General features: G+C 65.3%; 11 protein-coding genes, 1 tRNA gene and 1 pseudogene. 7 read left to right on the top strand and 6 right to left on the bottom strand.

Annotated features, from left to right (window positions below; translation table 11 throughout):
• Positions 1-229 (bottom strand): hypothetical protein (locus D180_RS09460; protein ID WP_043090715.1); only part of this gene is annotated, 229 nt, incomplete at its 3' end.
• A gap of 93 nt (positions 230-322) precedes the next feature.
• On the opposite strand from D180_RS09460, the gene D180_RS09455 reads away from it, so the two are divergent.
• The 4 genes from D180_RS09455 (at position 323) to D180_RS09440 (ending at position 4,793) form a co-directional block, all read left to right on the top strand.
• Positions 323-889, top strand: a complete 567-nt coding sequence (locus D180_RS09455; protein WP_010344296.1) for a Dps family protein — start codon at positions 323-325, stop codon at positions 887-889.
• Between the two features lie 260 nt (positions 890-1,149).
• Positions 1,150-2,958: a DNA helicase RecQ gene (gene recQ / locus D180_RS09450; RefSeq protein WP_043090714.1), complete on the top strand. Its 1,809-nt coding sequence runs from the start codon at positions 1,150-1,152 to the stop codon at positions 2,956-2,958.
• Between the two features lie 148 nt (positions 2,959-3,106).
• Complete coding sequence (locus tag D180_RS09445) at positions 3,107-3,601, top strand: hypothetical protein (RefSeq protein ID WP_017908753.1); 495 nt, start codon at positions 3,107-3,109, stop codon at positions 3,599-3,601.
• Between the two features lie 565 nt (positions 3,602-4,166).
• Positions 4,167-4,793: a TetR/AcrR family transcriptional regulator gene (locus D180_RS09440; RefSeq protein ID WP_017912596.1), complete on the top strand. Its 627-nt coding sequence runs from the start codon at positions 4,167-4,169 to the stop codon at positions 4,791-4,793.
• Positions 4,794-4,850: 57 nt separating this feature from the next.
• Here the strand turns inward: D180_RS09440 and D180_RS09435 are convergent, their stop codons facing one another.
• Positions 4,851-5,468 carry a LysE/ArgO family amino acid transporter gene (locus tag D180_RS09435; protein ID WP_017912595.1) on the bottom strand — a complete coding sequence of 206 codons (618 nt, stop codon included), beginning with the start codon at positions 5,466-5,468 and terminating at the stop codon, positions 4,851-4,853.
• Between the two features lie 106 nt (positions 5,469-5,574).
• On the opposite strand from D180_RS09435, the gene D180_RS09430 reads away from it, so the two are divergent.
• From D180_RS09430 to D180_RS22985, 3 genes and pseudogenes are all read left to right on the top strand, one after another.
• A complete protein-coding gene (locus D180_RS09430; RefSeq protein ID WP_017912594.1) occupies positions 5,575-6,486 on the top strand; it encodes a LysR family transcriptional regulator ArgP in 912 nt (303 codons plus the stop codon).
• A 47-nt stretch (positions 6,487-6,533) separates the two neighbouring features.
• Positions 6,534-6,680: pseudogene (locus tag D180_RS23455) on the top strand (TetR/AcrR family transcriptional regulator); the annotation flags it as partial.
• Positions 6,681-7,086: 406 nt separating this feature from the next.
• Positions 7,087-8,283: an ATP-binding protein gene (locus D180_RS22985; protein WP_081616456.1), complete on the top strand. Its 1,197-nt coding sequence runs from the start codon at positions 7,087-7,089 to the stop codon at positions 8,281-8,283.
• Positions 8,284-8,902: 619 nt separating this feature from the next.
• Here the strand turns inward: D180_RS22985 and D180_RS09425 are convergent.
• The 4 genes from D180_RS09425 to ybgF form a co-directional block, all read right to left on the bottom strand.
• Positions 8,903-8,978, bottom strand: a tRNA-Lys gene (locus D180_RS09425).
• 64 nt (positions 8,979-9,042) lie between these two features.
• Positions 9,043-9,708, bottom strand: coding sequence for a 7-cyano-7-deazaguanine synthase QueC (gene queC, locus D180_RS09420; protein ID WP_026143259.1), 666 nt, complete (start codon positions 9,706-9,708; stop codon positions 9,043-9,045).
• Positions 9,709-9,889: 181 nt separating this feature from the next.
• On the bottom strand, positions 9,890-10,567 hold the full coding sequence (gene queE, locus D180_RS09415) for a 7-carboxy-7-deazaguanine synthase QueE (RefSeq protein WP_017912592.1): 678 nt from the start codon (positions 10,565-10,567) through the stop codon (positions 9,890-9,892).
• A 46-nt stretch (positions 10,568-10,613) separates the two neighbouring features.
• On the bottom strand, positions 10,614-11,085 hold a 472-nt coding region (ybgF, locus tag D180_RS09410), incomplete at its 5' end, for a tol-pal system protein YbgF (RefSeq protein ID WP_017912591.1).

The raw sequence follows: 11,085 nt of genomic DNA, 5'->3' as shown, positions 1-11,085 counted from the left end.
GCGGATCCAACGTAATCGCCGGCTGCTGCGCCGCACGCGCGGCGCAACGCGCCTGCGACGCCTGCAGCGCCTGCTCGAACGCCGTCTCCAGCGCGGCATTGCCGGGTGCGGCCTGCCAGCGCGACCATAGGCCCAGCAGGCGGCCGCGGTCGCGGGTCAGCGCGCCGTCGATCGCGGCGCGGCGTTCGCGCAGGCGTGCCGGCACGGAAGGTTTTTCGATAGCGTTCATCAATCGGATGCCATTGAACGTTGAATCACAGCACATGCTTTAGTCTGTCTATTGTGACGCCATCTCGTCTGTAACCCCCAAAGAGGAACTCCCATGGCCAAGAACAAGACCCCCGGCAAGACCAAGAACGCCGCCAGCAAGGCCGTCGCCGGCCAGCCGCTGGCCGGCCTGGCGCCGTCCGCGCCCAACATCGATATCGGGATCGGCGGCGGCGATCGCAAGAAGATCGCCGACGGCCTGTCGCACTACATGGCCGACGCCTTCACCCTGTACCTGAAGACCCACAACTTCCACTGGAACGTGACCGGGTCGATGTTCAACTCGCTGCACCTGATGTTCGAGACCCAGTACACCGAGCAGTGGGCGGCGCTGGACGACGTCGCCGAGCGCATCCGCGCCCTGGGCTTCAACGCCCCGGGCTCGTACAAGGAATACGCGGCACTGACCTCGATCCCGGAAGAGGAAGGCCTCAGCGACAGCGCCGACTGGCGCGAAATGGTGCGCCAGCTGGTGGTCGGCAACGAAGCGGTGTGCCGTACCGCGCGCAAGGTGCTCAAGACCGCCGACGACGCCGGCGACGACCCGTCGGTGGACCTGCTGACCCAGCGCCTGCAGACCCACGAGAAGTACGCCTGGATGCTGCGCTCGCTGCTGCAGTAAGGGATTCCGCCCTGCCTGCCTGGCAGGCAGGGCGCGCCGCCCGCGCGCCCCTTCGCGCGGCGCGAGACGCGCGAGACGTTGGCTGGGTGCACTGTGGGAGGGACTTCAGTCCCGACGCCTTTCGATCTCGGCCCGCGACAGGCTCCGTCTGCCGCGACCGCAAGACCGTCGCCTCCTACAGACCAGCGCGCGTTCGCCTGACACGCGCTTGCGCACACCAGGAAGCCAACCGCCCTTGCGCGGCGCGGTATCCTACACAGATGTCTTCCCCCGCCCACGCCTTGCTCAGCCGCGTCTTCGGCTACGACCAGTTCCGCGGCCTGCAACAGGACATCGTCGAACACGTCGCCGCCGGCCACGACGCGCTGGTGCTGATGCCCACCGGCGGCGGCAAGTCGCTGTGCTACCAGATTCCCTCGCTGCTGCGCGACGGCACCGGCATCGTCATCTCGCCGCTGATCGCGCTGATGCAGGACCAGGTCGAGGCGCTGCGTCAGCTCGGCGTGCGCGCCGAATACCTCAATTCCACCCTGGACGGCGAGACCGCGCAGCGTGTCGAGCGCGACCTGCTGGCCGGCGAACTGGACCTGCTGTACGTCGCTCCCGAACGGCTGCTGACCCCGCGTTTCCTGTCGCTGATCGAGCGCAGCCGCATCGCCCTGTTCGCCATCGACGAGGCGCACTGCGTGTCGCAATGGGGCCACGACTTCCGCCCCGAATACCGCCAGCTCACCGTGCTGCACGAGCGCTGGCCGCAGACCCCGCGCATCGCCCTCACCGCCACCGCCGACCCGCCGACCCAGCGCGAGATCGCCGAGCGCCTGGACCTGGCCCAGGCACGCCATTTCGTCAGCTCCTTCGACCGCCCCAACATCCGCTACACGGTGGTGCAGAAGGACAATGCACGGCGCCAGCTGCTGGACTTCCTGCGCGCGCACCGCGGCAGCGCCGGCATCGTCTACTGCATGTCGCGGCGCAAGGTCGAGGAGACCGCCGACTTCCTCGCCCGCGAGGGCCTGAACGCCCTGCCCTACCATGCCGGCTTGCCGGCCGAGGTGCGCGCCGACAACCAGCGCCGCTTCCTGCGCGAGGACGGCATCGTGATGTGCGCCACCATCGCCTTCGGCATGGGCATCGACAAGCCCGATGTGCGCTTCGTCGCCCACACCGACCTGCCCAAGTCGCTGGAGGGCTACTACCAGGAGACCGGCCGCGCCGGGCGCGACGGCGAGGCCGCCGAGGCCTGGCTGTGCTACGGCCTGGGCGACGTGGTGCTGCTCAAGCAGATGATCGAGCAGGGCGAGGCCGGCGAAGAACGCAAGCGCGTGGAACGGCGCAAGCTCGACCAGTTGCTGGGCTACTGCGAGTCGATGCAGTGTCGCCGCCAGGTGCTGCTGGCCGGCTTCGGCGAGACCTATCCGCAGCCCTGCGGCAACTGCGACAACTGCCTGCAGCCGGCCGACGCCTGGGATGCCACGGTGGCCGTGCAGAAGGCGCTGAGCTGCGTGTACCGCAGCGGCCAGCGCTTCGGCGTCGGCCACCTGATCGACATCCTGCGCGGCAACGAAGGCGAGAAGATCAAGCAGTTCGGCCACGACCAGCTCAGCACCTACGGCATCGGCAAGGACCTGGACGCGCGCGCCTGGCGCGGCGTGTTCCGGCAACTGGTCGCCACCGGCCTGCTGAAAGTGGACAGCGACGCCTACGGCGGCCTACGCCTCACCGACGCCAGCCGCCAGGTGCTCAAGGGCGAACGCAAGATCATGATGCGCCGCGAACTGCCCAGCCGCGGCCGCGAGCGCGGCGACCGCAGCGGCAGCCCGCGCACCGGCGTGCCGGTGCAGGCGCAGGACCTGCCCCTGTTCAACGCGCTGCGCGACCTGCGCGCCGGCCTGGCCAAGGAACAGAACGTGCCGGCCTTCGTGATCTTCCACGACAGCACCCTGCGCAACATCGCAGAGCAGCGTCCGAGCAGCCTGGACGAACTGGCGCGGGTCGGCGGCATCGGCGGCAGCAAGCTGGCCCGCTACGGCCAGCAACTGCTCGACGTGGTGCACGGGCAGGGCTGAAGCGCGGCACCGGCGCCTGCAGCATCGGCACGTCGCGGCGCGGCCCGCGGCGCCGACAGGCCGGGTTCAACGTGGTATTGATAGCGTCAGCGTCACGGCGGAGCGTCTGACAGGCTCCGCCGGGCCCCTCTCTTCTGGCGGATGCCCGATGAACCGCAGCCTCCTTCTCCTCGCCTGCGCCCTGCTTGCCGGCCCGGCCCTGGCCCAGACCGCCGATGCCACCAGCGACAGCGAGGCGGCCAAGCGCAAGCTCGACCTGAGCGTGCCGCAACAACCGATCACCTACGCCGATCCCGGCACCAAGGCCGATCCGCCGGGCACGTACTACGGCGATACCAGCGGCACCTCGGCCTCGGCGCAGAAGGCGGCGGCAGCGCAGGCGCGCGCCGAGGCCCTGCAGGCGCAGGCCGACCGCTGCAACGGCGACGTACACGGCAGCGTCGCCACCGGCATCGGCTACTCCACGCATGGCGGCAACAGCAACTACCAGGCCGCCAATCTGAACCTGTGCAAGACTTCCTACACCGATGACGGCAAGCCGCGGCAGATGGGCATCAGCATCAGCGTCGGCCGCGGCGACGGCCCGGTGTTCGGTCGCGGCTACTATCCCGGCGCCTACGGCCCGCCGCCGTTCGGCTGGTAAGCACGGCGACACGAGGGCAGCGCCAATGATCCGCTCCCGCCACGCTCGAACCGATATACGTTGCGTCATCCCCCCACGGAGCGTTCCCGGTAACGCCCGTCGCGGCTGAAGGCACTCCTACCGCGCACTTCCCGAAGTTGACAGCAGTGCCCGCCGGACTCCCATGCTGGTCCGCACGCGGCCTGGAACTTTCCGACAGCACCAGTCCCCCTGTTCACATCCCCAATCGCAGCACCCCGCGGTGCGCCGTATCGTGCCGGCACCACTGAAACCGCCCGCTCCCACGCGCGCGCTCCAGCACCCAGTCATGCAGCCGTGCCCGCTGCGTCCATTGCGCGCGAAGTGCGCATCGACACCCCCACTCGAGAGTGCCGCCCGTCACGGTGGTGGCGATGGGATCGACTGACTTGCCGCCGCACGCGCGACCGCGACGCATCGCGTCTACAATCGCGCTGCCTTTGTCGGCATGCCGTCCGCGGCGGCGTCACGCATCGCGTGCGCGTCGCGGCCGGTCGCCCGGCACACCTCCCCTTCATGTGGCATCGCTTCCCCCCGAGCTCACGCCATGTCCAACGTAGTCCGGCTGCACAGCGCCCGCGAACGCGAGCAGCGCCTGCACGATGACGTCCTCGATGCGGCCGAGCGCTGCATCGTCGAGAACGGCCTCGGCGCCACCACCTTCGAACTGATCGCCGGGACTGCCGAGGTCTCCTGCAGCGCGGTACGTCGGCAGTTCGACGACAAGCGCAGCCTGGTCCAGGCGCTGATGGAACGCGGCTACGAGCGTGCGATCCGCACCATGTGGCTGCTGCAACCGCCGCCGCACCAGGACGCGACCACGTTCATCGCCGGGGCATTGGAAGACTGGCTGGTGGCCGATGCCAACCAGCGGCGGCGGCGCCTGGATCTGGAGATGGACCTGGCCGCCGCACGCGACCCCGAACTGGCGCAGTACGCGCGCCGGCTCAACGTATCCCTGGTGCAGAACCTCGGCGACCTGCTGCGGCGCATGCTGCGCGACCACGGCTGGAGCGGCAGCGAAGCCGAATTCCAGGCCCGCGTCTACGCGGTCGCGGCGATGTGCGGCGGCCTGCACATGATGATGACCACCGGCGTGGAGCTCAACCGCATGCATCTGCAGTTGATCCTGAGCGAGAGCCTGGCCGGGATCTTCAGCACGGCGCAGGCCTGACGCTCGCAGCAGGCGATCCTCGCCAGCGCGGCATTCGTAGATGCAACGCCTGCTCGCTCAGCCCAGCGGCCGCAGAAGCAACAACAAGCACAGCACGAGCATGAACACCGCGACCGCCGCGTCGAGCAACCGCCACGCGCCGGGCCTGCGGAACACCGGCTGCAACAGGCGTGCGCCGTAGCCCAGGCTGCAGAACCAGGCGACGCTGGCCAGGCAGGCACCCAGCGCGAAGGCCCACCGCAGCGGTCCCGGATAGCGGGTGGACAGGCTGCCGAGCAGCACCATGGTGTCCAGGTACACGTGCGGATTGAGGAAGGTGAAGGCCAGACAGGTGAGCAGGACGCGCTGCCAACCAGGCTGATCCTGTCCCTGTGCCAGAAGGCCACCGCTGCCACGCCAGGCGCGGCGCGCGGCCAACAGCGCATACGCGCCAAGGAAGACAGCACCGCCGAAGCGCAACGCCTGCAGCAGAAGCGGCCAAGTGGTCGCCACTGCGCCGATACCGGCCACGCCGAGCACGATCAGCACGACGTCGCCAGCGGCGAAGGCCGCTACCACCAGGCCGACATGCCGGCGTTGCAGCCCCTGGCGCAGCACGAAGGCATTCTGCGCGCCGATGACGACGATCAGTCCAGCACCAGCGAAGAAGCCGGCCAACAGTGCATGCAACAGCATCCATCCCGTCCTGGTGTGCGTGGGGGCAGCATGCTGCACCCGTTCGCTGGATTAGCCAAACTTGTTTTTCTGTAGGCTATGAAGCATTACTAATGCAGGCACCACCATGGATCTGCTGCACCCGCAGTTGTCCGCCTTCGCCGCTGTGCTGGAAGAAGGCAGCTTCGACGCCGCCGCGCGTCGTCTCGCGCTGACCCCGTCTGCGGTCTCGCAACGGATCAAGGCGCTGGAAGACCGCCTAGGCCAAGTGCTGGTCGTGCGCCAGGCGCCATGTCGCCCCACGCCCGCTGGCGAACGCCTGCTGCGCAGCGTGCGACCGATGCAGGTCCTGGAGGCCGAAGCGGTGGCGGACCTACTGCCCGCGTCCAGCAGCAGTACCCTGGCGCGCAGCATCGCGATCGCCGTCAACGACGATTCGTTGCAGACCTGGTTCCTGGCTGCGCTGGCGGCGCTGCACGAGGCGCATGGCTATCTGTTCGACATCCATGTGGATGGCCAGGACCACACGCTCGAGCTGCTGCGCAGCGGCATGGTACTCGGCGCGGTCACCTCGTCCGCCAAGGCCCTGCAGGGCTGCAACGTGCTGCCGCTGGGCACGATGCGGTATCGCGCGATCGCCTCGCCGGCCTTCATCGCCTACCACTTCGCTGACGGTCTGCATGCCGCGACGCTGGCACATGCGCCGATGCTGGTGTTCAATCGCAAGGACACGTTGCAGGAGCGCTTCGTGCGCCGCATCACGCGCTCGCGGCTGAACCCACCGATCCACTACCTGCCGACCTCCATCGGCTTCGTCGAAGCGGCCTCGCGCGGCCTGGGCTGGTGCATGGCGCCGGAGCAGATGCTCGAACCCGCGTTGCGCCAGGGGCAGATCGTCGTCGTCGACCAAAAACGCTGGCTCGACGTCCCGCTGTACTGGCAGCACGTCGCGGTCCGCTCGAAGACCCTGCAGTACATCGGCCAGGCCCTGCGTACCGCTGCGCAGGCCATGCGCAGCCAGACGGCGCCGACGGCCTGAGCCGCTGGGCACCGCCATCCCTAACATGGCAGGGCTGTGGCCTCGCGGAATTCCAGGCCCACGTCCACGCTGTCGCGGCGAGGTAGGGCGGCCTGCACATGATGATGACCACCCACGCGGAGCTCAGTCGCATGCACCTGCAGTTGATCCTCAGCGAAAGCCTGGCCGGGATCTTCAACAAAACGCATACATGACGCCGTCGTCAAGGCGGCGTACCCCGCGATAGTTTCCGCAGGATACCTTCACTCCGGGCGATACCGCAGCGACCATGTCCTCACCAAGGCTACCGGAGCGCAGAAGGGATCGACGCGCGCAGCCAGCATCAGAGATATACCGATGCGAACCTTCATCCAGCAGCAGGCGCGCTCTGGCAATCGCCTAGCGCTACTGCTTTCGAGCGCATCTGACGTGCGGAGGAGCAAGACCCCCACAGCTTCATGATCGACTCCCTGGCGATGTTTGCATAGATCGGCAGGCGCCATGGGCGTTGGCACGGCCTGCGCACACGCCCAAAGCCCCCTCAGATGCGACGATAAGACATATGAATCACAAAATTCTGTAGATTTCCTGCTAAATTAGCTCATTGAACAGGAGGTTTGCGTGCTGCACTACTACAGATTTAAGAACTTCCAGAGTTTTACGGGCTGGACCAAAGTCGACCTCACACTCAAGTCCCAAGCAGCAACAGGTGGGTGGGAAAGAACGGACATGGGCGGCCAACGAATAACGACCGCTATGGCCGTGTTTGGCCCAAATGCTTCCGGAAAGACAGGGCTTTTGAAGCCGCTGGCCTTCTTACACTGGTTCGTGTCAGCCTCCTTTCAGAGCCCACCAACAGCTCGCTTGCCACTACCGCGCCGCCTGCTGGATCAGGAAAATCCTGTGGAGTTTGAAGTCCAGTGGGCGGATGCTGAAGGCTGTGTCTGGCGCTACGAACTCAAGTCCGAAGACAACCGGGTTTTGTGGGAAGCCCTCTATCGTAGACAGAAAAAGTTTGTCTATGTCTTCAAGCGGGAATGGGACAGCGACTCAGGGAGCTATAACATTGCCCAACAAGGTTTTGGCTTTTCGCCTACTGAGGCAAAAAAGGTTCGCCAGAATGCTTCCTTGATCTCAACCGCTGCGCAGTACGGGGTAGAAATTGCATTGGAGATTTCACTGCTCGGCGTAGCTTACAATGTGACAATGCTTGGTCGTGAACACATGAATTTCGAGCAATTGCGCCAAGCAAGTGAAACGTTCCACTTTAATAGCGCGCACCGGCAAAAAACCATATCACTAATGAAACGATGGGATCTCGGCTTAAGTGACATTATTATAGAAAAAATGAAGCCATCCACATCCGAGAACGACAAAGAATCTGATGCTGACAACTACTTGACGTTGGTCGAACACACAGCTCCGGATGGCACGAGATTTAAGCTACCCCTGTGGGATGAGTCCAATGGCACTCAATCGGCGTACTGCCTTTTGGCAATACTTTTACCTGTATTGGAGGTCGGCGGCGTTGCCTTGATTGATGAGTTGGAGAGCGACTTACATCCGGACTTGGTTGAACCTTTATTAGCACTCTTCCATAGTGAAGAAACCAACCCTCATCGAGCGCAACTAATTTTTACATCGCACACCACCAAGGTTCTGGAATACCTCTCGAAAAGCCAAGTGACCTTCGTTGAAAAAATTGACTGTGTGAGTACCGCTTTCCGTGGCGACGAGATCAAGGGTCTGCGTTCTGACGACAATTTGCGCGTGAAGTACGAAACCGGCGCCCTTGGCGCCATTCCTACAGTCGGTTGAGATCCAGATCAGCGCATGTCTCGATATAAGCGGGAAATTCAGCGCACCACTCATCTGACCGTTGAGGGAGATGCGGAACAGATACTAGCGAAGATATTAAAATCCGGTCTGACATGCGGAGGAAAGGGGCCTGCTATTGAAATTTACAACGCGCGGGGCTTCGGGGCCCGTCATGTCATTAACTCATCGGTACGCGTGACACAACGAGGGCGTTACAACACACGCGCCGCTCTTTTCGATACCGACACGGATTGGAATGACCAAGTGCAAGCGCAAGCTCGTCGCGCAGGCATTTTGATGATTCCTTTCGAACCATGCCTTGAGGCAGTACTACTACGCATTGCAGTCCTACCCGTACCTCAGACCACGAGAGAATGCAAAGCAGCCTTCGCCGCCGCGTTTGGAGGGGAAGCGCATACGAATAGCATTTTGCAAGAGCGATTCCCTATCGAGGTATTACTGAATGCGAGGCGACGCGTACCAGAACTAGACTCGTTGATGAAGTTATTCGATTAGATTTAGCTCGGCTCTGCCGCAATGAAAAGCATACAATGCAGACACTGTCAATAAAAATCATCAAGTCCCGAAGCCACACATAGTTGCCAGGACTTGATCGGGGTGGTGGGCCGTGATGGATTCGAACCATCGACCAAAAGATTAAAAGTCTTCTGCTCTACCGACTGAGCTAACGGCCCAAAACAAGACCCCGGCGTTGCACCGGGGCGCGTAGTCTACCCCAGCACGGGGCGTTTCGCGAAATCAGGCGTAGCGGGTCGGGTCGGCAACGCCGGCGTCGGCGAAGCCGGCCGCGCGCAGGCGGCAGGCATCGCAGTGGCCGCAGGCGCGGCCGGCGTCGTCGGCGCGGTAGCAGGACACGGTCAGGCCGAAGTCCACGCCCAGGCGCACGCCTTCGCGCACGATGTCGGCCTTGCTCATGTGCTGCAACGGCGCATGCACGCGCAGCCCGGCACCCTCCACCCCGGCCTTGGTCGCCAGGTTGGCCAGGGTCTGGAACGCGTCGATGAACTCGGGGCGGCAATCGGGATAGCCGGAATAGTCCACGGCGTTGACCCCGCAGAAGATGTCGGCCGCGCCCAGCACCTCGGCCCAGCCCAGCGCCACCGACAGCATGATGGTGTTGCGCGCCGGCACATAGGTGACCGGGATGCCGTCGCCGCCGGCATCCGGCACCTCGATGTCGTCGGTCAGCGCGGAGCCGCCGATGCTGCGCAGGTCGACGTTGACGGTCTTGTGCGCCACCGCGCCGAGCGCCGAGGCAACACGCGCGGCGGCGTCCAGTTCGGAGGTGTGGCGCTGACCGTAGCGCACGCTCAAGGCATGCACCGCGAACCCCTGCGCACGGGCGATGGCGACGACGACGGCGGAGTCCATGCCACCGGAGAGAAGGACGACGGCGTTTTTCATCTGGATGCCGGGAGTGGGGAATGGGGAAACGGGAATGGGAAGAGCGTAGCAGTCAGGCTGGACCGGGAAGATCGAAGGTCTTCGAGAAGCGAAAGCGGATCAGGTAGAGCCACGCCGACCGCGTGGCGCTCTCCGATTCCCGTTTCCCATTCCCGATTCCCAGCTGCGCGCCAGCGCGCAGCTACCGCCCCGGCTCGTCGTTCCACAGCAGCTTGTGCAACTGCATCTGGAACCGCACCGGCAGGCGGTCGGCGACGATCCAGTCGGCCAGGTCGCGCGCGGTCAGTTCACTCTTGCTCGGCGAGAACCAGACCGTGCAGCGGGTGTCCAGCCGGTGTTCGGCGACCATGGCGCGCGCCCACTCGTAGTCGGCGCGGCCGCACAGGACGAATTTGATCTGGTCGCGCGCGGTCAGCAGCGGCAGGTTCTCCCAGCGGTTGCGGTGCGCTTCCTGCGACGCCGGGGTCTTGATGTCGAGCACCCGCGACACGCGCGGGTCGACCTCGGCGATGTCCAGCGCCCCGGAGGTCTCCAGCGACACGTCGTAGCCGGCGTCGCACAGGCGCTGCAGCAGCTGCAGGCAGCGCTTCTGCGCCAGCGGTTCGCCGCCGGTGACGCAGACGTGGCGCACGCCGTGGCGCGCCACTTCTTCGAGAATCGCGTCGATGTCCCACCACTGCCCGCCATGGAAGGCGTAGGCGGTGTCGCAGTAGCTGCAGCGCAGCGGGCAGCCGGTCAGGCGCACGAACACGGTCGGCCAGCCGGCGCTCTCGGCTTCGCCCTGCAGCGACAGGAAGATCTCCGTCAGCTTCAGGCGGGGCAGCGGGCTTTGGACGATATCGCTGGGAACGGCGGCCATGGCGGGAGAAAGATGCTCCCGCGACGGCGGCGGCAGCGTAAGGGGGTCAGCGCAGCTGCTGGCCGAGACGGATCGACTGTAGGCGGTCCTGCGCGGTCCGCGCGGCATCGGACCCAGGATACTTCGCGCCGACCTGCTGCAGGGTCTGCTCGGCATCCTGGACGCGGCCTTCGCCGTACTGGGACAGACCCAGCTTGAGCAGCGCGCCCGGCGCCTTGTCGTGGGTCGGATAGCGGCCGATCAGGTCCTGGAACTGGGCCTCGGCCAACTGGAAGTTCTTGGTGGCGTAGTAGCTCTCGCCCAGCCAGTACAGCGCGTTCGGCGCATACACGCCGTTCGGGTAGGCCTGCAGGAAGTTCTGGAACAGGTTCGCCGAGTCGGCGTACTTGCCCGCCTTCAGGGCATCGAAGGCGACATTGTAGGCGGCCCGCTCGTCGCCCGCGGCGGCCAGGGTGCCGGCGTCGCCGTGCACCGACGGCGGCGGCTCGGCGACGGCGGACGGCTTGCCTCCAGGCGCG

The sequence above is a fragment of the Xanthomonas sp. SHU 166 genome, assembly GCF_000364685.1.
GTDB lineage: Bacteria > Pseudomonadota > Gammaproteobacteria > Xanthomonadales > Xanthomonadaceae > Xanthomonas_A > Xanthomonas_A sontii.
This window is presented reverse-complemented; position numbering and strand designations above follow the sequence as displayed.